This window comes from Fodinibius sp. GM108, assembly GCF_058386985.1.
Window position 1 is genome coordinate 509,433 of the sequence record NZ_JBYEIR010000001.1, and the last position, 26,619, is coordinate 536,051.

The 26,619-nt window shown below is 44.6% G+C and carries 23 protein-coding genes; 11 read left to right on the forward strand and 12 right to left on the reverse strand.

Annotated features, from left to right (window positions below; all coding sequences use genetic code 11):
- The first annotated feature begins 72 nt into the window (after positions 1–72).
- Together ACT3ID_RS02265 and groL are read left to right on the forward strand one after the other, a co-directional pair.
- Complete coding sequence (locus ACT3ID_RS02265) at positions 73–411, forward strand: tRNA-binding protein (protein ID WP_491540354.1); 339 nt, start codon at positions 73–75, stop codon at positions 409–411.
- A 218-nt stretch (positions 412–629) separates the two neighbouring features.
- Positions 630–2,276, forward strand: a complete 1,647-nt coding sequence (groL, locus tag ACT3ID_RS02270) for a chaperonin GroEL (RefSeq protein WP_491540565.1) — start codon at positions 630–632, stop codon at positions 2,274–2,276.
- 145 nt (positions 2,277–2,421) lie between these two features.
- Here groL and ACT3ID_RS02275 read toward each other — a convergent pair whose 3' ends face one another.
- The 6 genes from ACT3ID_RS02275 to ACT3ID_RS02300 form a co-directional block, all read right to left on the reverse strand.
- Positions 2,422–3,621: a threonine synthase gene (locus tag ACT3ID_RS02275; protein WP_491540355.1), complete on the reverse strand. Its 1,200-nt coding sequence runs from the start codon at positions 3,619–3,621 to the stop codon at positions 2,422–2,424.
- A gap of 696 nt (positions 3,622–4,317) precedes the next feature.
- A complete protein-coding gene (locus ACT3ID_RS02280) occupies positions 4,318–5,919 on the reverse strand; it encodes a histidine kinase dimerization/phosphoacceptor domain -containing protein (RefSeq protein WP_491540356.1) in 1,602 nt (533 codons plus the stop codon).
- Positions 5,920–6,062: 143 nt separating this feature from the next.
- Entirely contained in the window at positions 6,063–8,180 is a 2,118-nt protein-coding gene (locus ACT3ID_RS02285) for an acylase (RefSeq protein WP_491540357.1), read from the reverse strand.
- 87 nt (positions 8,181–8,267) lie between these two features.
- On the reverse strand, positions 8,268–8,912 hold the full coding sequence (locus tag ACT3ID_RS02290) for a class I SAM-dependent methyltransferase (protein ID WP_491540358.1): 645 nt from the start codon (positions 8,910–8,912) through the stop codon (positions 8,268–8,270).
- A gap of 32 nt (positions 8,913–8,944) precedes the next feature.
- On the reverse strand, positions 8,945–9,793 hold the full coding sequence (locus ACT3ID_RS02295) for a sterol desaturase family protein (RefSeq protein ID WP_491540359.1): 849 nt from the start codon (positions 9,791–9,793) through the stop codon (positions 8,945–8,947).
- Between the two features lie 18 nt (positions 9,794–9,811).
- Entirely contained in the window at positions 9,812–10,024 is a 213-nt protein-coding gene (locus tag ACT3ID_RS02300; protein ID WP_491540360.1) for a DUF1858 domain-containing protein, read from the reverse strand.
- Between the two features lie 133 nt (positions 10,025–10,157).
- Here ACT3ID_RS02300 and ACT3ID_RS02305 point away from each other — a divergent pair, with 133 nt between their 5' ends.
- Positions 10,158–10,820: an ArsR/SmtB family transcription factor gene (locus tag ACT3ID_RS02305; RefSeq protein WP_491540361.1), complete on the forward strand. Its 663-nt coding sequence runs from the start codon at positions 10,158–10,160 to the stop codon at positions 10,818–10,820.
- Between the two features lie 318 nt (positions 10,821–11,138).
- On the forward strand, positions 11,139–12,470 hold the full coding sequence (locus tag ACT3ID_RS02310) for a GAF domain-containing SpoIIE family protein phosphatase (protein WP_491540362.1): 1,332 nt from the start codon (positions 11,139–11,141) through the stop codon (positions 12,468–12,470).
- On the opposite strand, the gene ACT3ID_RS02315 is transcribed toward ACT3ID_RS02310, so the two are convergent.
- The 3 genes from ACT3ID_RS02315 to ACT3ID_RS02325 all read right to left on the reverse strand — a co-directional run bounded on the left by ACT3ID_RS02315 (position 12,459) and on the right by ACT3ID_RS02325 (position 14,421).
- Positions 12,459–13,067 (reverse strand): low molecular weight phosphatase family protein, encoded by a 609-nt coding sequence (locus ACT3ID_RS02315; protein ID WP_491540363.1) that lies wholly within the window; start codon positions 13,065–13,067, stop codon positions 12,459–12,461. The genes ACT3ID_RS02310 and ACT3ID_RS02315 overlap by 12 nt on opposite strands.
- A gap of 114 nt (positions 13,068–13,181) precedes the next feature.
- Positions 13,182–14,087, reverse strand: a complete 906-nt coding sequence (locus ACT3ID_RS02320) for an arsenite methyltransferase (RefSeq protein WP_491540364.1) — start codon at positions 14,085–14,087, stop codon at positions 13,182–13,184.
- A 1-nt stretch (position 14,088) separates the two neighbouring features.
- Positions 14,089–14,421 carry an ArsR/SmtB family transcription factor gene (locus ACT3ID_RS02325; RefSeq protein WP_491540365.1) on the reverse strand — a complete coding sequence of 111 codons (333 nt, stop codon included), beginning with the start codon at positions 14,419–14,421 and terminating at the stop codon, positions 14,089–14,091.
- 470 nt (positions 14,422–14,891) lie between these two features.
- Here ACT3ID_RS02325 and ACT3ID_RS02330 point away from each other — a divergent pair, with 470 nt between their 5' ends.
- The 5 genes from ACT3ID_RS02330 to ACT3ID_RS02350 all read left to right on the forward strand — a co-directional run bounded on the left by ACT3ID_RS02330 (position 14,892) and on the right by ACT3ID_RS02350 (position 20,273).
- Positions 14,892–16,250, forward strand: a complete 1,359-nt coding sequence (locus ACT3ID_RS02330; protein ID WP_491540366.1) for a M28 family metallopeptidase — start codon at positions 14,892–14,894, stop codon at positions 16,248–16,250.
- An 80-nt stretch (positions 16,251–16,330) separates the two neighbouring features.
- A complete protein-coding gene (locus ACT3ID_RS02335) occupies positions 16,331–16,723 on the forward strand; it encodes a VOC family protein (protein ID WP_491540367.1) in 393 nt (130 codons plus the stop codon).
- Between the two features lie 389 nt (positions 16,724–17,112).
- Positions 17,113–17,454, forward strand: coding sequence for an ArsR/SmtB family transcription factor (locus ACT3ID_RS02340; RefSeq protein WP_491540368.1), 342 nt, complete (start codon positions 17,113–17,115; stop codon positions 17,452–17,454).
- 101 nt (positions 17,455–17,555) lie between these two features.
- A complete protein-coding gene (locus tag ACT3ID_RS02345) occupies positions 17,556–19,643 on the forward strand; it encodes a heavy metal translocating P-type ATPase (protein ID WP_491540369.1) in 2,088 nt (695 codons plus the stop codon).
- Between the two features lie 6 nt (positions 19,644–19,649).
- Positions 19,650–20,273 (forward strand): class I SAM-dependent methyltransferase, encoded by a 624-nt coding sequence (locus ACT3ID_RS02350; protein WP_491540370.1) that lies wholly within the window; start codon positions 19,650–19,652, stop codon positions 20,271–20,273.
- 324 nt (positions 20,274–20,597) lie between these two features.
- Here ACT3ID_RS02350 and ACT3ID_RS02355 read toward each other — a convergent pair whose 3' ends face one another.
- Complete coding sequence (locus tag ACT3ID_RS02355) at positions 20,598–20,948, reverse strand: hypothetical protein (RefSeq protein WP_491540371.1); 351 nt, start codon at positions 20,946–20,948, stop codon at positions 20,598–20,600.
- A 23-nt stretch (positions 20,949–20,971) separates the two neighbouring features.
- On the reverse strand, positions 20,972–21,448 hold the full coding sequence (locus tag ACT3ID_RS02360; RefSeq protein WP_491540372.1) for a YqhR family membrane protein: 477 nt from the start codon (positions 21,446–21,448) through the stop codon (positions 20,972–20,974).
- Positions 21,449–21,536: 88 nt separating this feature from the next.
- Between ACT3ID_RS02360 and ACT3ID_RS02365 the strand changes: the two genes are divergently transcribed.
- Positions 21,537–21,863, forward strand: coding sequence for an ArsR/SmtB family transcription factor (locus ACT3ID_RS02365; RefSeq protein WP_491540373.1), 327 nt, complete (start codon positions 21,537–21,539; stop codon positions 21,861–21,863).
- 8 nt (positions 21,864–21,871) lie between these two features.
- On the opposite strand, the gene ACT3ID_RS02370 is transcribed toward ACT3ID_RS02365, so the two are convergent.
- Entirely contained in the window at positions 21,872–22,516 is a 645-nt protein-coding gene (locus ACT3ID_RS02370) for a DUF2459 domain-containing protein (RefSeq protein ID WP_491540374.1), read from the reverse strand.
- A 382-nt stretch (positions 22,517–22,898) separates the two neighbouring features.
- On the opposite strand from ACT3ID_RS02370, the gene ACT3ID_RS02375 reads away from it, so the two are divergent.
- Positions 22,899–26,246 (forward strand): amidohydrolase family protein, encoded by a 3,348-nt coding sequence (locus ACT3ID_RS02375; protein ID WP_491540375.1) that lies wholly within the window; start codon positions 22,899–22,901, stop codon positions 26,244–26,246.
- Positions 26,247–26,619: the final 373 nt, after the last annotated feature.

Below are 26,619 nucleotides of genomic sequence, written 5' to 3' on the forward strand. Positions count from 1 at the left end.
GAATGGGAGCAATTTAATGCTTAGGAGAGTTGCAGTAATACAAAGTCATAACATCTAAAGAGAATAAGAACAATGGGAATGATTAAATGGAAAGATTTTGAGAAAGTTGATATCCGAGTCGGGACGATAATTGAAGTAGAGGATTTCCCCGAAGCACGGGATTCGGCCTTCATATTGCAGGTGGATTTCGGGGAAGAGATTGGCGTGAAAAAGTCGAGTGCTCAAATCACTGATCTTTATGAAAAGGAGGATCTGAAGGGGAAACAGGTTATCGGTGTAGTCAATTTTCCTCCAAAACAGATAGGACCGGTTATGTCGGAATGTTTGGTTACCGGCTTTAGCAGGGAGAATGGAGATGTAGCCCTGGCGGTCCCTGATCTTGAGGTGCCCAATGGCACCAAGCTCTCATGATTGGATAGAGCTGTATCCGAGCCGATAGTTTCTTCTGTTCTTAATCCTGATACAATTCTACAGCGCCGTAAAATAATTTTGCCGTTTTGACAGAGTGATACAGTAGATAGTCACAGATTGCATCATTTTATAAGCAAAGCGGTGGTGGAATAATTTTTGCTTCTCTTCATTCCTGAAAAGGTTCATCGAAAAGGAAAACAGAGGCAGTTATGGAGAGCATGGAAATTGAATCAGTCGAATTCGATGAAGAAGCGAGAAAGGATCTAAAAGAAGGTGTTGATAAGCTAGCTGATGCCGCAAAGGTTACGCTGGGCCCCAGAGGACGTAATGTTGTGCTTGACAGTTCCCATGGCGGTCCCACCAGCACCAAAGATGGAGTTGCTGTTGTTGAAGAGTTAGAACTCGAGGACAAAGTCGAAAATATGGGGGCAACGCTTATCCGGCAAGTAGCCTCCCGAACGAACGATGAAGCCGGTGATGGAACGACTACGGCTACGGTCATCGCCCAACAGCTAATCAATGAAGGCATGAAGTATATTACGGGTGGTGCAGATCCCCGGGCGTTAAAACAGGGAATGGAAGATGCCGCCGAAAAAGTCCTTGATGAAATCAGAGCACAGAGCAAGGGGATAGAAGACATAAAGGATGTCGAGCAAATTGCCACCATTTCTGCCAACGGAGATGAAACGATTGGCAAACTGATTGCTGAAGCTGTTGAAAAAGTAGGCCGGGACGGTGTTATCACCGTCAAGGATTCTCAGAGCATTGAAACCTATCTTGATATCGTGGAAGGAATGCAGTTTGACCGCGGGTATCTGTCACCGCACTTTGTTTCCGATCAGGAACAAATGAAGGTTGAGTTCGAAGATGCTTTTATCCTGTTGACGAATCAGAAAGTCAGTAACCTGCAGTCGCTGCTTCCTTACCTGGAGTATGCCGGTGAGCAGGATAAGCCGATCCTGATAGTAGCTGATGATGTAGAGGATGAGGCTCTGTCGGGATTGGTAGTAAATAAACTGCAAGGTAATCTTAAAGCCGCGGCGGTAAAGGCTCCCGGTTTCGGCGATCGACAGGATCAGATGCTTGAAGATATTGCCATACTTACCGGCGGTACTGTTATTTCAGAAGAAAGAGGCCATTCGCTGAAACAGGGAAGAACCGAATTTTTGGGACGCGTAAAACAAATAGCAATCACCGAAGATAATACCACCCTTGTTGGCGGTCGCGGAGATGAGTCAGCCCTGCAAGAACGAATTGAACAAATTCAGGGACAGCTTGAACAGACTGATTCCGATTATGACAGAGAAAAACTTCAGAAACGGCTGGCGAAGTTGAGCAGCGGTGTGGCACGATTGCATGTTGGTGCGGCATCAGAGCTTGAGGCTGAGGAGCATAAAATGAGAGCGGAAGATGCCGTTAGTGCAACTCAAGCTGCACTCGAAGAAGGAATATTGCCCGGTGGTGGTGTCGCCTGGATTCGGGCTACGCAAAATATCAATGAAGACTACAGCCCGGACAGCGACTATGCCATGGGAGGTCAAGTACTTATCAATGCCCTGTCGGCTCCGCTTAAAACGATTGCCGAGAATGCCGGTGAAGAAGGAATGGTCGTTGTAAATAAAGTGAGAGAAGGTTCTGGTAACTACGGTTATAATGCCAACACCGAGCAGTTTGAAGATTTGATTGAAGCTGGTGTAGTTGACCCTGCAAAAGTTGCCATTAAAGCATTGTCACATGCGGTATCAGTAGCCGGTGCCTTGTTTACTACGAATGTAACAGTTACACAACTTGAAGATGAGGGGGGAGATGAAGCCCCTGGCGCTCCTGCCGCTGGCGGACAACCCGGAGCAATGGGTGCTATGTAGATGCTAATGATTAGCCTCCATAGTAGTTTAGCATTTCAATAGCCCAGGCGTTAACGTCTGGGCTATCTATTTTAATTCGTAAACGCGTAGCCGGTAGTAGTTTTAAAACCTACTTTGAGCAACTAATTACAGGGAAAAGAATCATCTATTCAACTATCTCTTTTTCCAGTTTTTGCTGTTGATTCAGTGCTTCCATGTACTTAAATCCGGTTCCTGTATTAAACAGCACTACCTCTTCATCATCTTTCACCCACTGGCGCTCTTTTAGCTTTATGAGTGCTGCAAGGGTAGCCCCGCCTTCGGGGGCCGGAAAGATACCGGTTCGCTCGGCCATCAGGCGTGAAAATTCGATGAGCTCTTCGTCGGATACAGCAACAGCAGTACCATTTGTTTCTCTCAATGCTTTCAGGATGAGAAAATCTCCGACAGCCCCCGGTACGCGTAATCCCGATGCCACGGTTTCAGGATTTTCCCACTCATCGGCGTGCTCTTTATTTTCATTAAAAGCCTTGACCATGGGAGCACATCCTTCCGATTGAACGACTACCATGCGGGGCCTTTCAGAGCCGATCCATCCCATCTCTTCGAGTTCATCGAAAGCTTTCCACATGCCGATGAGTCCGGTTCCTCCACCGGTCGGGTACACAATCACATCCGGAAGCTTCCAGTTAAATTGTTCGGCCAGCTCATAACCCATGGTTTTTTTACCTTCGAGCCGGTACGGTTCTTTTAAAGTGGATACTTCGTACCACCCTTCCTGCTCCTTGCGTTCGCTTACAATGGCTCCGCAGTCGTCAATCAATCCATCTATTAGCTCGACATTTGCACCGTAGTACTCACACTCTAGTTTAAAGGCTTGTGGTGTATCATCCGGCATAAATACAAAGGCAGGTACTCCGGCTGCAGCTGCATAAGCCGAGAGAGCTCCCGCTGCATTGCCCGCCGAAGGAATAGCAAATTTTTCTGCGCCTCGTTCAAGTGCAGCGCTGAGAGCTGCTGAAAGTCCGCGTACTTTGAATGAGCCGGTAGGGTTAATTGACTCATCTTTCACAAATAATTTCGAGAAGCCAAAGTGTGAGCCCAGGTTAGCTGTTTTCTGGAGGGGAGTGAATCCTTCTCCCAGCGTAATTTGATACTTATTATCTTTTACAGGAAGCAGTTCCCGGTAGCGCCACATGCTGGATTCTCTTGACTGCAAGTCGTGTTTATCTAAATTTTGGGCCACAGCCTCGAGATCGTAACGAGCTAGCAATGGGGCCCCGGCATCAGAAAGATTCTGCAAAATATCAGCGTTGTAGGTGCGTCCCGTTTTAGAGCATTCCAAATGGCTTAAAAAATCATTCATAGGTTTCCTGATTATTCAATGAATTAAATGATCAGATCAGAAAATCATATAATTAGTTTGCATTGTAAATTAATTTCTTGTCCCAACAACAAGATTTTACATAACACCATTTTTACAAACTGCGTTGCTACTCATTATTAAACTCTCTTAAGATTGTGGAACTGCTAAAAATTCATAAAGATCTTGATCGTTAGATCTTTATGTAGTATTGAGTAGTGGGTATTGAGAAGACATTTGTGATCATACATGTTGGTTCGAATGCATTTGAAGGAGGGCGATCGATGGTGGTATGAAACACCTAACGGGACAGATTATAAAAAACCTCCAAGAAAAATTCTTGGAGGTTTTGGGATCTAAACAAAGTTATCGCCGAATTCAGGTATATTGTGAAGAACATCTTAATACCATCAAAGCACTTCTTTACCAATATCATCCGGCGGATTTGGCGTCGCTCTCTAAGGGCCGGTTTCGTAAATAGCTGGGCTGATACCATGAATGATATAAATGTCAAAACATGCCCAGAATCTATAATTTGTACGTTATGCCTTATCTTATGTTCCCAGCTGAAGATGGAAGATGAGAGATGCGAACTTATAGGATTTGAGAAGCTTTGTACATATAGTTTTAGAATATAGATGTCTGTTTTAAAACAGGAATTTGTTGAACTTATCTTTTGATTAGATGCGGTTGTATAGATCAGCTTTGGAAAACCAGGCTAAATGTTGTGCCCTTATCCTTTTCAGACTCGATGGAGAGATCAGCTTTTAATTGCTTTGTAAATTTTTTGATCAGGGTCATTCCCAGTGAATTAGAGCCGAGTTTTTCCGGAGGTTTTGGCAGGCCCACTCCATCATCACGGATAAAGATATTAATATGGCCATTCTCATCAACAATACTTTCCAGCTCAATACATCCTTGAGATTTTCCTGTAAAAGCATGTTTGTGTGCATTAATCAGGATCTCATTAATGACTAAACCCAGTGGAATAGACTGTGCCATTTCCAGTTTGGCATCTTCCAACTTAAACTTCAGATCGATATCTACCTCTTTATTTGTGAATGATCGGTGGGTTAAACTACTGATGCGTTTGATGTACTCTTTCATACTAATATCAGAGAATCTCTCATTTTCATAAAGAGCCTCGTGGGCCAGAGCCATAGATTTTATACGTGATCGGGCGGTTTGAAAAGAAGTTGCGTCTCCATTTTTGGCAGTGGTCCGTTCTTGTAACTCCAGCAGAGCACTTACCAGTGCCATATTATTTTTAACCCGGTGATGAATCTCTTGCAACAGTACTTCTTTTTCCTCAAGTGATTCTTTTAGCTTTTGCTGACTTTCATTGAGTTGCCGGGTTCTTTTTTCGACTTCTTCGGATAGTTGTTCATTCCATCCACCGATAAGTTTGAAAGCACCATATCCCGTAAGAAGAATAATGGCTATGGATATCCACGAAATAATCTCGAACGATTCCAACGCATTGACCACGTCGATTACTGTGGCCGATTGTTCTTCTCTCATCACTTCCTGTACCCTGAGCTTTCCCAGGTATTTACCGGAAAAGATAAATAAGGCCAGTGCTCCTGTTATCGATGCTACAGCCCCGGATACCCATTTTAATGATAGTTGTTGTCGGCCGGGGATTGCAAACCAGCGTTTTTTAAGACCTTCTAGATAGGGGGTAAACAGCCAAAGAGCAGGACCGATAATGAGTATTGATTGTATAAATGATCCGCTCCACCAGCTTTTCCATATCATGATGGTCTCATAAGCAGAAAGCTGATGCGTAAAGCTCCAGATGAAAGAACCGAGAGAACTTCCGATAGATGCAATAAACATAATGGAAACAAAGAAGGCGATGCTCCTGAAATTCCGGAGATTATAGGAGATAGTGAATCCCTGGTAGGCCATTGCGCAGATAGCTAATCCGAGTACAAAAGCAATCGCAAAGATAAGCGCCCATCCCCAAGGCATACTCGAGTGGAAAGCGATGATAAATGAGCATAAGAAAATAGGGATAAAACCCCACTCAAATCCAAACCAGAAAAAGAGGAGCATTCCCAGGATCAGGGCTGGATTAAAAAGAAAGAACTTCATTACATTTGCTCTGCTGTCTGTTACTGACATCCATTCATTAGGCAGTAAATAGATTGTTGCAGCTAAAGTACCAGTAATCGCAGCAATCCATACCGCAAAAAGTCCCCAAACCCGCTTATGTTTGAAAGAATAATGGGAAAGTAACAGATCAAATGTGAGGGGTTTCCATAATGTAGGCTGTTGCCTTTTCTCTTCCGTACCCATCTGTTTTGTTTTTTCTAACAAGCCAACGTTTCCATCAATGTAATAAACTGTATAAACATTAAAAATTTTTAATGTTTATTGCTTGGAGATATTGCCTCAATTGTCGGAGATATTACACATCAGGTCGGGAAGATTTTGCTATGTCATTTATTTGCAAAGCTTAAGTCTGTTCTTTTTTCTAAATTTTTCTCTACTTGGTCACGAGTGAACCAAACCGGACGCATCTCTTTATTGGAAATCAGTTTTAACTGACTATTGTTTTTCAGAGAATCTGGATGATTGGAATTTCCATATGACATAATCCCTTCTGCTCGCGGTCCGTCTTCGGTAAACTCAATAACAGCACTCCAGGTATCCCCAAAAGCTGGACGGTAAATGCCGTTGTCTGCATAGTTGTATTGCACGACGTGATAAACCCCAAGTGGATCACCAGGAGCTCCTGTACCGGGGATATCATCCGATAATCTCATTGCTTCACCCCATTGTACATCCAACTTTCCATATTGGTCATCGATTTTTGCGGCTACTTTTCCCAGAAGTACTGCAGCGCTATCTGGTTTGTTAAGACCGGCAGGTGTATCCAGTGGTTTGTCCGGATTCCAGGGCTGTTCAAAATCGCAAAAATTTGAAATCGGTCCCCTGCATTGTTCCAGGGCCCATAAGGTGAACAGCAATGCTCCCTTACTGTCAGGATCTGCTTTGCGGTCCCAGTTTTCCAATACATTGGCCGCTGCCACAGTTAGAGAGTCCTCTGATCTGTTGGAAGCGGAAATAAGATCGTCAAGAACCTTGTCGGCCAAAAACATTTTGTTGGAGTAACGGATATCAATTAGGTCTTCAAAACTTATTGTATTGCTGGTAAGCAACATCTCAAGTCCGCGCTGTTCTCGGGGAAGTAGCCATTCCGGTGCCATATACTCCGGATAATCATCAGGATTCAGTGGCGAAGGTATTGTTGCAAACCAGGGCGGACTGTTTGAATTTTGAACAAATCCACTCTCTGGATTATGTATTTGTGGCAGTTCATCAAAGTCATGTAATTCTGACCAAAGTGTAGCCGATGTGTCACCGGAAATTGGTTTCTGCCAATCGTTGAAGTTTCCAGATGACCGGTCGGGCACTTGTCCATTAAATAAATAGTAAATATTCCCGTCCCGATCTGCATAGGTGGTGGTCAGCATGGGGATCTGTAATCGTTTAAGTGCCGATTGAAACTGCTCGAAATTTTGTGACTGACCCATTTCCCAAAACTGATGAAGCATACCGTGTCGTTCGAACAAAGGAGAACGAATTGCAACAGCTGAACTATCTGTATATTGGATCACGGGACCATGCTTGGAACGGCGTATTTCCACAGTATCTTTTGATATTGTTCCGTCTTCTTTCCGGATGTCTATAATTCGTTGAGAAGTTTCAAATTTCAGGATATCCCCATTAAAGCGATAACCGTTATCTTCAATTTGTAACTCATAGGTATCCAGCACATCAACAGTATTAATCGTGTGAGACCATCCCAGATTCTGGTTAAAGCCGATGATGATAACTGGTGAGCCTATCAGGGTGCTTCCGTACAAATTATTGTTTGGTCCGTTTAAATGAGCTTCATAAAATCGCATAAAAGGAATATCCCATGGCAGATGCGGATTTTGATACAGCATGGCATTGCCAGTTTGTGATTTCGATGGGCCAATTGCCATTGTATTTGATCCCATGGGTGCATCGGGCGGCAGGCCGTTCAAATTTAATATTGGAGTTCTGTTGCCAGACGAGCTGACAAAGGTGAACATCATTCTTTGAGAATGTTTTATGAGATCTTCCGTTTTAACTGGTAGTACTTCCTGTACATCATCATCAATTAATTGCGGATGTTCCCGGGCGTAATCATTCACTCCCTTTGCAAAAGCATGAAGGTACTTTCGGAATTCCGGCGGTTGTTGTTCAAGTACAGCTCCGGCATTTTGGGGAATACCGATTTTGTGTAGTAACCGATCGGAGGACAGATATTCTTTTCCCCAGTATTTTGCACCATCTCCTCGTGCCAGTGCGTAAAGTTTGAGTATGTCATTTCCATAACTTTCCATCTGTGCCCACCCGAAGCCGTACCCAAGCGCCTCATTATTGTTCGAATATATGTGAGGAACACCCCATTCATCCCAAAGAATCTCCGGCTGTTCGGAGGAATTCTCTGTGTCAATGATTTCAGTCGAAATTGTGAAGGGAAGAAACAGAAATACAAGAACGAATGATAGATACTTGTTCATTTTTCAGATCCTTTTTTAGAATTTATTGATGAATAAGTATTTAATCCTAAATTTTCTATTACTAATTATAGTTCAGAGATTAAATTGTCAACCAACTCCGCTAATCACATAAATAGTCTCTGAATCAGTAGTTCTTGAATGAAGCTTCACATTTTGAAAGTTCGCCGCTTTTAACAGCTCTTTAATTTCTGCTTTATTATATAGATTGCGGAAAACATCCCTGTTTTCTCTGATAACTGAAGTTAGCGATTCCATTCGCTCCTTCATTCGCATGGCACAGTACAACTGCCCGTCCGATTTAAGTACGCGTCGGATTTCTCTGGCATTTTCCAGGGGGTTTGTCCAGAAATAGATCGTATTGCAAGTGAACACTTTATCAAAGTGATTATCCGGATAGGGAATATTGGCCACGGAAGCTTTTCGTAGTTCCAGTTTTTCGTTTTGAATCCAATGCTTATTGCGTTTGGCAGCCAGCGAAACCATCTCTTCAGATATATCAATACCAAAAACTTTGCCATCGTTGATCTGCGGCATCATTTCAGAGATGAGACGCCCGTTTCCGAATCCGATTTCAAGAATACGATCATTTGTGATGGGACTCATAAGCTCCAGTCCGAACTGCTCCATCTCCTTATTGTCTTTGTTGAAAATGCGGGGAAATATAGTGCGGCCTACCCATCCTGATGGTTTTCGTGCTTGGTGCGCCAAGTAGTTTTTAATTGATGATAGCATGTGAATTGAGAGTTTTGATTAACCTTCCGATTTCAGAACTTATCAATTACGTGTTTATTTCTTTTCTGTTTCACAATTGGTGTACGCAGCATGCCGCGGACTGTTTGATCGTCATCGTCATCAAACTCTTCCAGTCCCAGCTCTATATTTTGTGGATTAGGATTGTGCCTGAAGGTTCGCGCAATCCGATCCCAAAACGAAAATAGTGAACTATAGTTGGAGTCGGTCTCCGGCCGCCAGCGCGAATGGTGTACTCGATGCATATTTGGGGAAACAATGACAGCCCGCAGCACGCGATCAATTTTCTCCGGAATACTGATATCGGAATGGTGAAACTGAACAACTGCGAACATGAGCGTCTCATAAAGCACCAGTTCCCACAGGTAGATCCCCAGAAGAGCGATCAGCGGGATTCGAAATAGCGAAGAAAAGAAGATTTCACCGATATGAAACCTATTGGCTGTCGTGACATCCATATTGGGATCGGAGTGGTGAACGCGGTGAAAGCGCCAGAAGAATGGGATTTCATGATTCATGCGGTGCCAGATGTAACTCCAGGCATCAAATAGCAATAGTGCTCCCAAGGCATGAGCCCACGCCGGAAGCCTAAACGCATCCTGCAGCCAGTGCATAATTCCGAAACGGAAATCATCGGCCCATACCGATGCGGCAAACCAGAGCCCCACAAATACTACGGCAACCAGCGTAGAATTTAGCGCACCCATTATCAGATTACGCATGGCGTGCTTGCCTCTTGTTTTGAAATCTCCCCGGAAATGTTCATAAAAAGGGTGCAGGCTTTCCCATAGAAATAGCAGGAGCAGTCCTGCTAACATGGCTACAACCTGTGTTTGCTGTAAAGCTGCGAGAAGTGATTCCATGATTACCTATGGTAGTAACTAGTTATTTATTTCTTGTTCAAGGTCCTTTAATAGATCTTCCAGTTCTATCCTGTGAATGCGGGCTGCATTGCGAATACTCATAATTCGAGCCATCAGCGAAAAGAATCCATCACGCATGTCCGGACATCCATATTTACTGAACACAGAATAGGTTTGAGGATGATGTTCGATTATTTCGGCAACTTTTTGATCAGGGTCTACTGTATACATGATTGAAGAGTATCTTCAATTAGCTTTCTCGTGTTAATTTAAAAGGATCAAATAAACTATTCAATAGTTTAATTGAATAGTTGTATACGTTTAATTATATTTTTGTTTCATTTAACTAAGGAAGCTAGAAATCATGGAAAAAAGGACCTATAAAAATAAAATATACCAGGAGCTGGCAAGGATAGTGAAGGCAATGTCAAATCCACACCGACTTGAAATTTTGGAATTGTTGGCCCAGGGTGAATTTTCAGTGGCGGAAATTGCCGATCAAACCGACGTCTCCACTGCCAATGCTTCGCAGCATCTGCAGGTGTTAAAGCAGGTTCAGCTGGTGGAAACGCGTCGCGACGGAAACTATATCTATTATGGTTTGGCCGGGGAAAGCGTTTATAAGGCATGGAAAGCATTGCGGGATCTTGGTATAGAGCGCATGGCAGAAATTGAGCGAACGATGCGGCGTTTCCGCGAGTCAAAGAAATCGCTGGAAACTCTTTCTAGTGAGGAGCTGGCCAGAAAGATGAAGGAAGAAGAAGTTACAGTGTTGGATGTTCGTCCCGAGCAGGAGTTTAACGAGGGGCATATTGCTGGTGCATTAAATATTCCGGTTGAAGAGCTCTCCGAAAAACTTAATGAGCTTCCCGAAGATCAGGAAGTTGTGGCTTACTGTCGGGGCCCCTTTTGTGTCTTTGCCGATGAAGCTGTGGAACTGCTTGATGAGAAAGGCTTCAATGCCAAACGTTTGGATGAGGGATTTCCCGAATGGATGCTGGAGGAACTGCCCGTAAAGAAATCATAACTCTTGATAACCCTAATAACTGATATACAGTAACAAGAAATGAAGTAAAAAAATATACAGGAAAATATAAGCTGAAATCCTGAGCATTAAGTCTCAAAAACATCTATAGTTTTTTAAGCACGATTCAACGTAATGTACCGTCTTCTTTGTGTAACTGTATTCTCTCTCGTCAGTGAATTTTCACCATACATATTTTTTAGTTTGAGAACATATCAATCTGATGTAACTTCCCATAAGTTGAATAAAAACAACTGGTAATGTGTGAATAATAGTTAAGGTTTATTTTGTAGTTATGGAGAATATCTAAAGTGGATAAATATGAATAAGCAAGAAATATCCGCCGATATGTTTGAAGACATAGCTCTTCGAAAAATCCTTGAAGGCACTTCAGCACATACAGGCGAAGAGTTTTTCCGTGCCCTTGTGAAAAATCTGGCCGAAGCCCTTGGCACCAAGGGAGCCTGGGTGACGGAAGTTTTACCGCAGCCCGGCAAAGCGCGCGTGTTATCGATGTGGATGGATAATCATTATGTCGATGGATATGAATTTGAAATTATGGGGACGCCCTGCGAGAAAGTTTTTTCTGAAAAACAGTTGTATCATATTCCAGACAATATTCTCGATATTTATCCTGATGATCCGGATATGAAAACAAATAATGCGGCAAGTTATCTGGGGGCCCCGCTACTTGATTTGGAAGGCAATATTTTAGGAAATGTAGCTGTCCTGGATACACGGCCCATGCCCAAAGAAGCCAGAAACGTAACGCTATTTAACATATTTGCCGATCGAGCTGCTTCGGAACTGCGTCGCCTGAATGCAGAAAACCGACTCCGAAAACGTACCGAAGAACTGCAGGTAGAATATCATCGTAAAAGCGAAGAGCTCGAGAATGCGCGCAATATGCAATTGAATATGCTGCCCAAAAAAATTCCCGAAGTCCCTGGTTACCAATTCTGGTTTTCGATGAAAACGGCATCCGAAGTAGGGGGTGATTACTACGATTATCAGGTCAGCGATAATGGAGCATTGACATTCGGCATTGGTGATGCGACGGGGCATGGTATGCAGGCTAGTGTAATGGTAACTGCTATTAAATTGTTGTTTACAGAGCATGCAACTTCAATGGATATCGTTGATTTTCTGAAGCGGGCATCTTTTTCTATCAGTCTTATGGATTTCCGTCAGTTGTATATGGCTTTTGCTATCGGGCGGCTTACAGGCAATACGCTTGAGCTTGCAGGAGCCGGTATGCCGCCGGCGCTGATCTACCGTGCTGAAAAGAAAGCTTTTGATAAATATGAGTTGAAGGGACTACCTTTGGGCAATAAAATCGCTTTTCCTTACAAAAAGGAGGAAACCCGGATTGAACCGGGAGATGTCGTAGTATTGATGACAGACGGTTTGCCTGAACTGTTTAATACGGACGGGGAAATATTAGGCTATGATCGTGTGTCAGAATTAATTTCAGAGTCAATCGATCGTTCTCCCAAAGAAATAATTGATCATCTTTATTCTGTATCATCTTACTGGCTTAATGGAAGGAATCAGAATGATGATATGACTTTTTTTATTTTTAAACGAACTTCTCAAAATGAGATGAGATTGGGAGATAACGACCGAGCCTACTTAGAGAGATCAGATGTTTGACATCAGGTAGTACATTTCGGTGGCAATCTGACGACAACGTTCATCGTAGGTTTCAGTCTCCCGATCAGTGCCGTCTGATTCTTTGGGATCAATATAGGGGATCGAAAACCGCTGTTCTGCTCCTGGCACATGCGGGCAGTTTTTGTCGGCATCAGAGCAGGTCATAACCGCCGCAAAGTTTTTGGATGGATTAGCGGTGTCGTCAAACGTCTTGGAGAAGCAAATCAGCGGTTGTTTGTTCTTGTCGGAGTATACTTCGTACCAGGGATTGTCTCCGCCTGTGTTATCAACTTTGAATCCCGCCCGCCGGATGGCATTTACCGCTCGTGGATTAAAGGCTGTGGATTCAGTTCCACCCGAAAAAGTTTGTACGTTATCCAATCCGAAATAATCAGCCAGTACGGCAGCCCATATCTGGCAGAGATGACTTCGCCGGCTGTTGTGTGTGCAGATGAAATTAAGCTTGGCGGTTTTATCCTCTTCCATTTTTTTACGGATATAACCGGCGATTTGCTCTAACTCTGCGCGTCTGCTTTCCGCAATTGCTTGCACATCATTTTTTAATGTTTGGATGTACTCGTTTAATTCTGGATACATTTATATAGTTGGTTTAAATCGTACCGCAGGGTGGCACAGAGGATTCATAGAGTTCATTTATTTCTAACCTCTGTGGATACCTCCGCGATCTCTGCGGTTAATAAAAAGAATTAACTAACAGCAATCAGAGCCCGGTCCGCAGACAGGCCCTTTGTCAATCATCTTGATTTCCTGTTTTGTGTTTTCGGATGCAGATTCACCGCCAAATTTCTGAGCAAAAACTGTAATGCTGTATATGCCGGTGTCGCCATTTCTAAAATCATTAATTTCTTCCTCTGTGAGATATCGGCTCAAAATGTCATCCGGAATTTCAATCGTCTTTTCTTTCTGGATGGTTATATTATCAAAGCCGAGTTTTTCGATATACCCCAGGTACTCCTCCTTCTGGATGGCTCCTGCCACGCAGCCCGCATACATTTCGGCATCTTCACGTAGCGCATCAGGAAGATCGCCAACAAGTACAATATCTGAAATGCTGAAATGACCGCCGGGTTTGAGTACGCGAAAAATTTCCGAAAAGACATTTTCTTTATTCGGCACCAGGTTCAGCACACAATTGCTGACGATAACATCGGCAATATCATCAGATACCGGCATATCTTCGATATCTCCGTAGCGGAATTCAACATTGTTGAATCCCAGCTTTTCGGCATTTTGTCGCGCCTTGGCAATCATTTTTTCCGCAAAATCGATACCCAGCACTTTGCCTTCGGCACCGGTTTCGTGTCGAGCCACAAAGCAGTCGTTGCCTGCACCGGATCCCAGATCAATTACCGTATCACCTTCACTGATCTTGGCAAACTGCGTCGGCAGTCCGCAGCCGAGTCCCAAATCAGCATCCTGATTATAGCCCTCGACCGAACTGTAATCGTCAGTCATGATATTATAGACCTCTTCAGAGCTATCGCCCGCTCCACAACAGGAGCTGGCATTGTACTCCTTCGACTGCTGACTGATCTGGTTGTACTTTGCTTTTACTGTTTCTTTTAATTCTTCAGGTGATTGTTCGTTGGTACTCATATTAGCAGCATTCTTGGGTTCCAGTGGTAATGTTGGTAACTAAATTCGTAAAAAGCTCTTTGATCTCCTTAACGCCTTCTTCATTCAGGCAGTAACAGGTGCGTACTCCGTCAATTTCACCTTTGATGATGCCGGCTTCTTTTAACGCTTTAAGGTGTTGGGAGACTGTTGATTGTGCCAGGGGCAGTTTGTCAGTGATATCTCCGCAAATGCAGGTGTCACGCTCCAATAGCAGCTCAACAATCGCTATCCGGGCCGGATGCCCAAGCGCTTTCATCAGCTCGGCGGTTCTTTTTTGGGATCTGTTAAATAGCTTTGCTTTCGTCAGTGCCATAGTGGTATTAATTGTATATCGTAAATATACGATTAAATGTAGGGAGTTTTATACCTGCTGTCAATATAAATATTATAATTTGAAGTTCTTCTCCCGGAGAAATCCAAGGCTAATGTTTTGTAAAGCTCACTTAAAGTGAGTTTCGGTTTTTTCTTCCTGGCATGAATGATTTACCCAGGCGGAGTGACAACAAAGGATAATGAGTTGTCTGCGGTGTAACTTGTATCAGTTTTTCTGGATCTGGAAGCCTGCTCAAATAAAAAGGAGGTCATATATATCTCATCCCGGTGCTCTGCCCAACCCGCTGCAACAAGAATTCTGGTCAACAGAGTAGCAAATGTCTTTTAAATCATCCGCACGTAATAAGATGTGAAACGGATTCGCATCTTTGCCGCTATTATTTAATTTATAATTTGAAATACATCGGGATGCTATAATCCAGGGACTTTTTAACAAACTCATTTTTTATTATGAAACATTATTTGCTTCTTCCTTTTCTACTGTTCTTCGTTTTCTCATATACATTAGAGGCGCAGGATCTTACCATCGATCCGGAGATCTATGATATTATTGACGAAGTAAGCGCTGAGCGTTTGGAATCTGATATTCGAACATTAGCTAACTTCGAGACGCGTCACACCATGTCTGACACCACCTCAGACGAGCGAGGTATCGGGGCGGCACGCCGCTGGATCAAGCAGGAGTTTGAAAAGATCAGCGACGAGTGCGGAGGATGCTTGGAAGTCCACGAGCAGCGTACGCTGGTGGAGGGGGATCCCGACACGCGCATTGATGAAGATACATGGGTGGTAAATGTTTACGCGGTGCTTAAAGGCAATACGCATCCCAATAATTACATCATTATGAGCGGCGATATCGACAGCCGGGCTTCGGATATCATGGACGAAGAAATAGCGGCACCGGGTGCGAATGATAATGCATCGGGAATGGCCGGAGCTATTGAGCTGGCACGAGTGCTTTCTAACTATGAGTTTGAAAACAGTATTATTCTTGCCGGACTCTCGGGAGAAGAGCAGGGACTGTACGGCGGACGTCATATGGCGGAGATGGCCCAGGAAGAAGGCTGGAATATCATTGGCGTGCTGAATAACGATATGATCGGAAATATTGAGGGTGTTGACGGCGTGATCGACAATCGCAGTTTCCGCATTTTTTCCGAGCCCTACTCTTCGCAGGCAAGCGAGCGTGAGCTTCAGATGAAACGCTTTTTTGGTGGAGAGAATGACGGCATTTCGCGTCAGCTGGCCCGTTATATTTATGAGACGACCGAAACGTATATGCCGGAGATGAATCCCATGCTGATTTATCGTCTGGATCGATTTGGACGCGGCGGGCATCATCGTCCGTTTAATGAAGCAGGTTTTGCCGGCGTCCGAATTATGGAAGCTCACGAAAATTATACTCAGCAGCACCAGGATATCCGTACGGAAGATGGTATTGAATATGGCGATGTGATTGAACACGTGAATTTCGACTACGCTAAAAAACTTACGGCAGTCAATGCCGCTGCAATGGCCTCGATGGCTTGGGCACCACCCCAGCCTCAAAATGTGGAGATCGGCGGTGCAGTTCAGCCCTCTACGACATTGCGCTGGGAAAAGCCCGACAGTGATCTCATCAAGGGATATAAAATTTACTGGCGTCCCACGTCGGCTCCGCTTTGGGAGCATTCGCGGTATGTAGGAGATGTTAGTGAGTTTACACTGGAAGGAATTGTTATTGACAACTACCTGTTTGGAGTTTCAGCGGTCGGTGAAGATGGACACGAAAGTGTGGTAGCCTATCCCGGCGGACTCATTCGGGATTGATCAGCTAAGCTGATTACTGTTGATCCTTTATAGGATAATACACCCGCCGGATATCGGTGGGTGAATCCAATTCTATATCTATGAAGCAGATTACACAGATTAAAGAAACAGCTCTTTATGTACGGGATCTGGATCGCACAGAGGATTTCTACAACGGAAAGCTGGGTCTGGAAATCATTTCAAGAGAAGAAGGACGCCATATCTTCTTTAAAGCAGGCTCATCCATTTTGTTGTGCTTCAATGCCGAAGCGACAAAAAATGGAGAAACGTTACCTGCTCATTATGGAGAAGGGAAACTGCATATTGCTTTTGAAGTGCCTAGAGAGGAATATAAAAAAACAAAAGAACAGATAAGAGAACAAGGTATCGAAATTGAACACGAGCAGTCTTGGAGCGATAAATACGAATCCTTCTATTTCCGCGATCCCGATGGACATTCTTTGGAAATTGTGCCCGAGGGAATGTGGGATTAATGTGGGATTAAAGATCATATCAGAAGTTGTGAGAGGGTTGTACCCTCGATCCACTGGTACAAGTTGCAAACTGCATCTGTGGTGGTTTATGTAGGACGGATAAGAAATCTAGTTCTGGTACCCTTAAGAGAAACCTTTTTCAGGCACTTAATTTGTTGCTCAGATATTTAAAACAAAGATTTCTCTGCCGACAGTAGGCGGCATCGAAATGACAGAAATATCAATGAGGATATATGGAAAATTGTACTAGTTCAGATGGAAATAGCAGTTAGCCAGGTAAATCAATAGCGCGGAAATTGATTTCTGCGCTGTTAATTTCTTTTGTCTTTTCGTGTTAGCTTAATAATGATTACATTAACACATTAATATATAATGATATAATATCTACTATGTCAACAGAAACAGCAATAACAACAAATAAGCAGCAGTTACAGATAAAAGCCAAATTATTTCGAGGCTTTGCCGATCCGTCCCGGCTCAGCATTATCGAAGCGCTGCGAGAAGGGCCCAAAAGTGTAAGTGAGCTGGTAGAAACAACGGAGCTTTCCCAGTCAAATGTCTCTAACCACCTGCGCTGTCTGTCCGATTGCGATCTGGTAAAAAGCGAACGAGACGGCCGGTATATTTTTTACCGATTGAGTGATGGACGTATTGATACGATTCTTTCCCAGTCCGAGCAGCTCCTTTCCGAGGTTGCAAAAGGCGTGTACGAATGCACGCGGTACGACTAATGAACAGCAGAAGAAGGAATAATGAATGTCGAATTAAGAAGCTTCAAAATTCTGCGGTTCCTTGCTCGATATTCGATATTTAAAAGATTTAACTGAAGACGATGCCAAAACAAATTGAATTTACTGTAAAAGGAATGGATTGCAGCGGTTGTGCGCGCAATGTCCAGCAGGCGCTGGAAAAAGTGGAGGGCGTAGAATCGGCTGATGTGTTGCTTTCTTCAGAAAAAGCCCGAATCACAACAGGTCTGCGTCAACCCGATATATCTGAATTCAGAAAGGCGGTTGAAGAGATTGGCTATCAGATCCCCGATGAAAAAACACAGCCGGGTGATGAACAGGCAGATTTACAGGAGATAGCACAAAAGTCGTTTCGTCTGTTCGGACTGGTCTTCGGGGGAATTCTGCTTGTTGTAGTTGCGGGTGAATGGCTTGGGTTGTTCCAGACCGCGACCGAATGGATTCCGTTCTGGGCGGGGGCACTGTTCGTACTGGCAATCGGGTATCCCGTGTTTAAACAGGTTATGGTGGCTGCTCGCAAAGGCATGGTCACGCCGCACGCGCTGATGGCTTTGGGCGCCATAACAGCACTGGCGGCCGGTGAATGGGTAACCGCTGCGATTGTTGTGTTCTTTATGCGTACCGGCGACTATATCGAAAGCTATACGACCGACAAGGCGCGCGATTCAGTTCGATCGCTGACTGAGCTGGCCCCGCAGAAAGCGACGGTTCTTCGCAATGGAACTGAAGAGGAGATCCCGATCGATGAAGTAAAAAAAGGCGACCGGATCTTGGTGCGCCCCGGTGGACAAATTCCGGTGGATGGTACTATTTTAGAAGGGCATGCCACGGTAGATGAGTCGCCTATCACCGGAGAATCGATGCCGGTGGAGAAAACGGCGGGATCTGAAGTTTTTGCTTCCACAATAGCCCAGGGCGGACGACTGTTACTTCGCGCCGATGCCGTGGGACGTGATTCGACCTTTGGCAAAATAATCAGCATGGTTGAAGAAGCCGAAGCGCATAAGGGGGCCGTACAGCGATTTGCGGACAAGTTTTCGGCCTATTACCTGCCGGTGGTGGCCGTGGTTGCGGTGCTGACCTATCTGTTGAGCGGCGATTTAATGGCCACCGTCGCCGTAATGGTCGTAGCCTGTGCCTGTGCTTTTGCCCTGGCAACGCCGGTAGCCTTGCTTGCATCAGTTGGGTCCAATGCCAAGCGGGGCGTACTGATCAAAGGTGGAAAATATATCGAAGAACTTGCGCGGGCCGATGTCCTGCTGATCGATAAAACAGGAACGCTTACATTTGGACGACCTGAAATTTCAGAGATCATGCCGCTTAATGGATACTCAGCGGGTGACTTATTGATCATGGCCGCCAGTGCCGAGCGCTATTCCGAGCATCCGTTGGGAAAAGCTGTTGTTGATGCTGCCCAACAGCGGCACCTTGCTTTGAAAGATCCCGATCAATTTGAAGAGCTGACCGGCAACGGCGTACGAGCGCAGCTCAACGGACAAACGGTAACGGTGGGCAATGAACGGTTGACAGAGAACGTGGGCGATGAAGTTCGACAGCAGATAAATGCGCTCAAAAGTGAAGGTCAGACCGTCATTACGGTTCAGCGTGATGGTGTTTTAGTGGGATTATTGGGAGCCAAAGATACAGAACGGAGCGAAGTCGGCGAAGCCCTGCAGAAAATTAGATCAATGGGCATAGATCACATTGAGCTGTTAACCGGGGATAATACCGAGACTGCACGCAGTCTGGCCGAACGCCTGGATATCGATTTCCAGGCAGAACTGTTGCCGGAGGACAAGATTGAAGTTGCGAAACAGTATCAAGCTCAGGGCAAAACGGTAGTGATGGTCGGCGACGGCATCAATGATGCACCGGCGCTTGCCCAGGCTGATGTGGGCATTGCTATGGGTACAACGGGTACAGACGTAGCTATCGAAACGGCCGATATTACCTTAATGCGCGATGATTGGAATTTGGTTCCCGAACTATTGATATCCGCCCGGAAAACAATGGCTGTTATCAAATGGAATTTTGGTTTTACTACCGTTTATAATATTGCAGGATTATCATTGGCGGCATTCGGTTTCCTTCCGCCGGTGTTGGCCGCGGCTGCCCAGTCACTGCCTGACGTCGGTATTTTGCTGAATTCATCACGACTGCTTAAAAGCTGATTTCTTTTGTCTGAATCTACCATTGAGCAATATGATCGTGCAGCCGGTAAGTATGAGAAACGTTGGCAGAAATATCTCGAACATACCCACCGGGTCCTGCTAGATCGAATTAATATTGATGCTTCAGATACTATATTGGATGTAAGTGGTGGTACCGGATTACTTGTAGAGCAGATTATCGAGCGCAGCTACTCGTTTGATCAAATTATTATTAACGATCCTTCAGAGAAAATGCTGGCTGTTGCCCGCCGGCGATTTGTGGATAATGATAAAGTTGGTTTCGGAAATGAAAAAGCGGACCAGTTGTCGTATGAGCCGAATTCCATTGATAAAATTATCTGCCTTAATGCTTTTCATTTTTATCAAAATCAGCAACAGGTTTTAGAACGATTTTATCAAATCCTCAAACCTGGCGGTGCTCTCTATATACTGGATTGGAATAGGACGGGGTTGTTCAGGATCGTCAATACGTTAATTCAATGGACTCAATCGGAGCACATCGAGACCAGGTCGCTTGAAGAGCTCCAGCAGATGCTTACTGGCAGTGGTTTTGATATCCGACAAACCGATAGCTGGAGCTGGCGATATTGGAAATTGATGTTTGTGGAGGCTTCAAAACCGGATAGTTGAAGAATTATGCGAATCAGTGACTCTCACATCATTAGCGCGGGAATTCCACAGAGTTCGAACAATCTGGTCGTCATTGCGGACTTGATCCGCAATCTCGCGCGGCAATGAACCTTAAACTGTTAAGGAATATAACCAGCGTTAGGATCTGTTAATAGCCGTTGTTCTTATTATTTGCTATGGCTGCTTTTCTTGCTGTTCGAGATCCCGCATCAGGGTGCGGGATGACGTCATAGTGGTCATTGTGAATTCAATGTGGCAATATCCTGATTAATGGAAAGTAGATTTCTTTGGGGCAATGATAAAAATGAGGATATAAGTCTTCTGCTAAACCTCTTCCCAATCTTCACAATTCGATTCAATCTGAGCTACCATATTTTGTTTAATAAATTTCTTGACCTGACCATCTCCCGTAACCTTCAGTCGTACAGGTCCGTGATCGGCCGTTACCTCCAGATCGAAGTTGAAAAAGGGACAACATTTTCGCTCTCGGGCGATAAAGGCTCCGGCTTGCTCAATAAGTTTTGTTTCCGTAGGAATACGAAATGCATAGCCATCTGACAGCTCTTGAATGTCTTGGATAGAAGTGAAAACATTCTCACCGTTTGTTTTGTGAATCTCAAGTTCGTCCTCATTGAGAGCTGATAAATCGCAAGCAAGTGGTGTTTTGTTACTCATTATAAATAGATTTGGTTTTAGGATTAGTGATATGCTTTACGCGTTGAGTGTTCATATTGATGTTTAAGGCCATATCCCAGGATACCGCCATATACCAAATGTAGAATTAAGGTTGCGGGGATAACCTTTATATTGATTGCACTGGCAAAAAATCCCCAGCCGATAAACGGCAAAACCAAGAGGTGCATAATTAACCACAACAGAACACCCCAGGCCAGTCCTTGCCATATTTGATAGTTCTTCGCTGCAATTTGAAATAGGATTAAGCCTGCAATAGCTCCATAGGCAAAATGAGCAGTCATGCCTGAAATCATTAGTGCCGGCTGGGGAAGTTCACCCAGTATCGTTTGGGCGATGGCTGCTGGAATTGGTTCGGGAATGGGGCTTACGCCGGTAATCATTCCAGTAAGCATTATTAGTGTCATGAAGAAGGTGGCAATGATTCCATATGTCAGACCCGATCGAGCACGAGAGCCAAATAAGGTATTTTCAATATCCATGGGATGAATAATTAGTTTTATTGTTTGACAACTATAAAACTATTGGATAGCTTAGCCAATGTAAAATCAACCCAAAAACTTGTAGTTGATGGAAGAGTTAGCCCGATCGTTTAAAGCCCTTAGTCATGAGAATCGGCTCCAGATAATTCAGGTACTGATGCAGAAGGAGTACCAGTGTTGTCATGCGGATGGAGAGGATTGTTCACTGGAGGAACCCATCTGTGATTTTGGTGAGCTAACAGATCTGCTTGGTATTCATAAATCGACCTTATCACATCATCTGAAGGAGTTGCGTTATGCAGGACTTATTGAAACGGTTAAAGAAGGACGATGCGTAACAGTGCAAGTAAATCGTAATAAGATAAAAGAGCTAAAGGAGTTCTTTGATTTGAATCTGATGTATCAGGAGTCATAAACCAAAGTTTACTGTCGTTGAACAACTTCTCCTGACTTCCGAGCTTGTTGAATGATATTCCCGGATGTGATAGCATAGAACGGTGTGATGGGAAATCCGCTTTTTCGCAGTACGCGGGCGGTCCATTTGTTGGATGTACGCGGAAAAAAATAGAATCCTCTTGCCTCAAAAAAAGCACTGTTGGTATAAAGTCCCTTCTCCCTAAACTTCAGTTCTCCATTGGAGTTATATGCAAATCGATCCGCGAGATAGTTGGTCATCTCCTTCATTCCTTCTCTGCTTATCTGTACACGAATGATATCGCTGTTCGTGAAGTATTTATCCACATTTCTATTAAATCCGACCAGATGAATAACGCTGCCGGTTGGCAGAAAAGCAGCACGTAATAAAAGATCGAGGCCGCCTCTTTCCGAAGGATAATATTTGTTATCGCCCCAGCCAACCATCAGGAATTTACCGTTCGGCAACTGATTATGCTGCGGAAGTTTTTCTCTCAGATGCTTTGCCTCGAAAGCCAGCCCCACATGCCAGCCATGACTAACCACAAAGACAGAGATTGGTCGTTGCTGTTCTTTTTCAGGATATAATTCCTGCACCGAACTTAAACAACCGGTTGTTAGTATTGCCAGGAGTAGATAACGTATAATAGGCATAATGGATAAATAGCCGCGGCGGATATGATTGCAAATTATATAAACATCGAATAAATAGAGGGAATTCAGTCTATATTTATTAGCTTAGAGCTTTGCAAAACTAGGTGTCACTCTGTCCGCCAGCCCGTGGAACATCCGAAGTGTTCCACAGGGCCAGCCGGCGGATAAAGGGTCTGGTGCTAAATCTTTATTAAAAGCTTAAAGAGACCAATTTCTTACAGGTGTTTATCCCGAAGTCTGTTGGGACAGCATGATATATGAGGATTTGTAAAGCTCTGGATATTTGACTTTCCTGCTTAAAAGGTATTTACAAATCGGTTGGTTTCAGTTATTTATGTTTACTTTCAACTCTATAAATCACTTGCAACAAATAAAAGAATCTATGAAACGTACTTTTTTAGTCGGATTATCTGCACTGTTAGTATTTCTGCTTGGAATGAATTTTCTAGCAAGTGCACAGAATGCAAAAGTTGATTCCAGTCATAAAGAGCTACCTCTGGATCCTGAACGTACGGTGGCACTGAATACTGATGAAGGCACTTGGATCTCCCTCGACGTTCATCCCGACGGCGACAAAATCATTTTTGATTACATGGGGAATCTCTTTGAGATTCCTGTCGAGGGTGGAGAAGCTACACAACTTACCAAGGGTTTGGGATTTGACTCCCAGCCGAAATACAGCCCGGACGGGAACAAAGTAGCTTTTATATCCGATCGCAGTGGCGGAGAAAATATCTGGATTCTCGATCTGGAGACGAAGGAGACCGAGCAGCGTACCAAAGGCAATAATTACCGTATGCAGGGTCCGACGTGGACGCCAGATGGTGACTATTTAATTGCGGCCCGGGCTGATCTGCGCGGTGGTGTTCATAAGTTGCGGCTTTATCATGTGGATGGTGGAAGTGGAACAGAGCTGATGAGTTCTCCCGACAATTTAAAAATGATTGAACCAGCTTTTGGTGGTGACAGCAGGTACATATGGTTTTCACAGAGAAGGGGGGATTGGGATTATAATGCGACTTTTCCGCAGTATCAGATAGCAAAGTATGATCGTAAGACCGGCGAACGAGATCGACAGACAGCCCGAATCGGCTCGGCATTTCGCCCTACTCTTTCGAGTGATGCCCAATGGTTAGTTTACGGTACACGCTACGAGACTGAAACAGGGCTGCGAATCCGTAACCTGGAAACCGGCGACGAACGTTGGCTGGCATACCCGATCCAGCGCGATGATATGGAGTCGCGTGCAACACGGGGAGTGCTGCCGCGCATCGATTTTACACCCGACAATGAAGCGGTAGTTGCTTCATATGGCGGAAAGATATGGCGAATTCCTATTGAGGAAAATCCCGAAGCAACTGCTATCAATTTTTCTGTTGATACTGAGCTTGATCTGGGGCCACGTCTCGACTTTGAGTATCCGATTGAGGATACCGAACAGTTTACAGCGCGTCAGATTCGGGATGCAGTGCCTTCGCCCGATGGCAGTCAGCTTGCCTTTACGGTACTGAACGATCTGTATGTGATGGACCTGCCGAATGGTACGCCACAACGAATCACTGATTTTGATTTTACCGAGGCGTTTCCAACATGGTCTCCCGATGGAGAATGGATCGCATTTTCCACCTGGGATCCTGAAGTGGGTGGACATATTTATCGCGTGTCTTCTGATGGCGGTACGCCCGAACAGCTTACCGAGCAGTCGGATATTTATCAGGATCTGGCGTGGTCGAAAACACAGGATCGGATTGTAGCTGTTCGCGGTGAGGACCGCAGCTATTATCAGTCGCCGGGTCCGTATGTCCCATTTTCGGCTGAAGATCTTGTATGGATTCCATCGGATGGTGGTTCAGCTAATTTTATTGCCAGTACTGACGGACGCAGTAATCCGCATTTTATCAACGATGATAATCGGATATATCTGTCGAATTATGATGGAGAACTCCTTTCTATTCGATATGACGGTACGGATGAGCAAAAGCATGTAAAGATTATTGGCAAGACAGTTCCGGGATCCAGTTCACCGCAGGAAGCCTCTGTAGTTCTGATGTCTCCTGATGGTAACCAGGTGCTGGCTCAGGTAAATAATGATCTGTACACGGCAACAGTGCCGCTAACCGGCGATATGCCTAAGATAAGTGTAGCCAACCCCGACAGGGCATCCTTTCCGGCATCCAAGCTGACTGATATCGGCGGACAGTTCCCTGCCTGGGGATGGGACAGCAATACAGTGCACTGGTCGATCGGCAACGGACACTTTATGTATGATCTTGAAGCAGCCGCCGAGCGAGAGCGTGAGCAGGAGCGGTACGATCGCCAGCAAGAAGACCAAGAGGAAGATGAAGGCGAAGAAAATGAAAATGAGGAGGAGAGTGGCGATGAAGGGGAAGATCCGGATCGGCCTAAAGATTATAAGCCCGAGGAACTGAATGTTGAAATTGAAGCCAACCGTGATTTACCTCAAGGCACAATTGTACTTAGAGGTGCGCGAGTAATCACCATGAACGGGGATGAAGTTATTGAAAATGCCGATCTGGTTATTAATAATAATCGTATTAAGGCAGTGGCACAGCGTGGTGAAGTCGAGATTCCATCGGGTGCCGAGGTGCGCGATATGAGCGGTAAAACAATTGTGCCCGGTTTTGTGGATACCCATGCTCATGTGCGTCCGTTCCGTAATCTCCATCAGCCACAGATTTGGTCATTCATGGCTAATCTGGCGTATGGTGTCACTACTTTGCGTGATCCTCAAACAAGCACTACCGATCTGATTACCTACGCTGATATGGTGAAAACAGGAGATATTCTGGGACCGCGGATCTATCAAACAGGTCCGGGAGTTTTCTGGTCGGAGCAGATTGAAGATCTGGATCATGCCCGCGATGTGATGAAGCGTTATAGCACTTATTATGATACGAAGACCATTAAAATGTATGTGGCGGGAAATCGCGAACAGCGCCAGTGGATACTGCAAGCGGCCAAAGAGCAGGAGCTGATGCCGACGACCGAGGGATCACTCAATATGAAATTAAATATGACGATGCTTATTGACGGTTATCCCGGTCAGGAGCATAACTATCCCATTACGCCTGTTTATGAAGATGTGATAAAGACCACAGCAGAGGCGAAGATGGCATACACGCCTACGCTGCTTGTTACATACGGCGGACCATGGGCCGAAAACTATTTTTACGAGCATGAAGATCCATCCAACAACGAGAAGTTGCAATACTTTACGCCGCAACGCGATCTTGTTAGCAAGACGCGCAGGCGCGGTGCCGGTTGGTTTCATGAGGATGAATATGTGATGGACCGTCATTCAAAGATTGTGAATGATATTATCGATGCCGGTGGTATTGCCGGGGTCGGTAGCCACGGACAGCTGCAGGGGCTTGGCTATCACTGGGAGCTCTGGGCGATGGCCTGGGATGATATGAATCCTCATAAAGCACTACAGATTGCTACTTTAAAAGGTGCGGAAGCATTAGGACTGGATCAGGATATCGGTAGTATTGAAGAAGGCAAGTTAGCGGATCTGGTGATTCTGTCGGAGAATCCATTGGATAATCTGCGCAATACCAAAGAGATAGATTATGTAATGAAAAATGGGCGCTTGTATGATGATGAGACGCTCGATGAGCTGTGGCCGCGAGAGCAGGAAACTGGTCCGCTGTGGTTTCACCACGAGCAGCCCAATAATTTACCGGGTGTAGATAACTCTAAGGATTAATAGCTATGTGAGTTCTCCCCGAAATACTGAAGTAAAGTAAGCCCGGAGTCAGTGTTGGCTTCGGGCTTTTTTATTGGATTCTATTAGTGGAGGCGGTTCAATAAGCTGTATCTCAAGCAGTTCTGAAAGGAGATAAGGCACGAGCGGATGCTCTCGATAAGAATAAACGGGATTAAAAATTGTTTTACTTAATCCTTAAAGTCAGCCATGGATGGATTACACTACGTCATCCTTTCCATATTATGTAGAGTACATATATCCTGAACATCCTGTTAATTCAGCGTATCCTGATTATATTTCTTTATAAATGAATGACTGGAGCAGAGCAAGTTTCTTCTTTGAATATTTGATTGAAGTCAGATACAAATAAAAA

What these genes read in the sequence shown, in the direction of transcription:
- ACT3ID_RS02265 (WP_491540354.1), top strand. Translation starts at nt 73, where the DNA reads ATGGGAATGATTAAATGGAAAGATTTTGAGAAAGTTGATATCCGAGTC.
- groL (WP_491540565.1), top strand. Translation starts at nt 630, where the DNA reads ATGGAAATTGAATCAGTCGAATTCGATGAAGAAGCGAGAAAGGATCTA.
- ACT3ID_RS02275 (WP_491540355.1), bottom strand. Translation starts at nt 3,621, where the DNA reads ATGAATGATTTTTTAAGCCATTTGGAATGCTCTAAAACGGGACGCACC.
- ACT3ID_RS02280 (WP_491540356.1), bottom strand. Translation starts at nt 5,919, where the DNA reads ATGGGTACGGAAGAGAAAAGGCAACAGCCTACATTATGGAAACCCCTC.
- ACT3ID_RS02285 (WP_491540357.1), bottom strand. Translation starts at nt 8,180, where the DNA reads ATGAACAAGTATCTATCATTCGTTCTTGTATTTCTGTTTCTTCCCTTC.
- ACT3ID_RS02290 (WP_491540358.1), bottom strand. Translation starts at nt 8,912, where the DNA reads ATGCTATCATCAATTAAAAACTACTTGGCGCACCAAGCACGAAAACCA.
- ACT3ID_RS02295 (WP_491540359.1), bottom strand. Translation starts at nt 9,793, where the DNA reads ATGGAATCACTTCTCGCAGCTTTACAGCAAACACAGGTTGTAGCCATG.
- ACT3ID_RS02300 (WP_491540360.1), bottom strand. Translation starts at nt 10,024, where the DNA reads ATGTATACAGTAGACCCTGATCAAAAAGTTGCCGAAATAATCGAACAT.
- ACT3ID_RS02305 (WP_491540361.1), top strand. Translation starts at nt 10,158, where the DNA reads ATGGAAAAAAGGACCTATAAAAATAAAATATACCAGGAGCTGGCAAGG.
- ACT3ID_RS02310 (WP_491540362.1), top strand. Translation starts at nt 11,139, where the DNA reads ATGAATAAGCAAGAAATATCCGCCGATATGTTTGAAGACATAGCTCTT.
- ACT3ID_RS02315 (WP_491540363.1), bottom strand. Translation starts at nt 13,067, where the DNA reads ATGTATCCAGAATTAAACGAGTACATCCAAACATTAAAAAATGATGTG.
- ACT3ID_RS02320 (WP_491540364.1), bottom strand. Translation starts at nt 14,087, where the DNA reads ATGAGTACCAACGAACAATCACCTGAAGAATTAAAAGAAACAGTAAAA.
- ACT3ID_RS02325 (WP_491540365.1), bottom strand. Translation starts at nt 14,421, where the DNA reads ATGGCACTGACGAAAGCAAAGCTATTTAACAGATCCCAAAAAAGAACC.
- ACT3ID_RS02330 (WP_491540366.1), top strand. Translation starts at nt 14,892, where the DNA reads ATGAAACATTATTTGCTTCTTCCTTTTCTACTGTTCTTCGTTTTCTCA.
- ACT3ID_RS02335 (WP_491540367.1), top strand. Translation starts at nt 16,331, where the DNA reads ATGAAGCAGATTACACAGATTAAAGAAACAGCTCTTTATGTACGGGAT.
- ACT3ID_RS02340 (WP_491540368.1), top strand. Translation starts at nt 17,113, where the DNA reads ATGTCAACAGAAACAGCAATAACAACAAATAAGCAGCAGTTACAGATA.
- ACT3ID_RS02345 (WP_491540369.1), top strand. Translation starts at nt 17,556, where the DNA reads ATGCCAAAACAAATTGAATTTACTGTAAAAGGAATGGATTGCAGCGGT.
- ACT3ID_RS02355 (WP_491540371.1), bottom strand. Translation starts at nt 20,948, where the DNA reads ATGAGTAACAAAACACCACTTGCTTGCGATTTATCAGCTCTCAATGAG.
- ACT3ID_RS02360 (WP_491540372.1), bottom strand. Translation starts at nt 21,448, where the DNA reads ATGGATATTGAAAATACCTTATTTGGCTCTCGTGCTCGATCGGGTCTG.
- ACT3ID_RS02365 (WP_491540373.1), top strand. Translation starts at nt 21,537, where the DNA reads ATGGAAGAGTTAGCCCGATCGTTTAAAGCCCTTAGTCATGAGAATCGG.
- ACT3ID_RS02370 (WP_491540374.1), bottom strand. Translation starts at nt 22,516, where the DNA reads ATGCCTATTATACGTTATCTACTCCTGGCAATACTAACAACCGGTTGT.
- ACT3ID_RS02375 (WP_491540375.1), top strand. Translation starts at nt 22,899, where the DNA reads ATGAAACGTACTTTTTTAGTCGGATTATCTGCACTGTTAGTATTTCTG.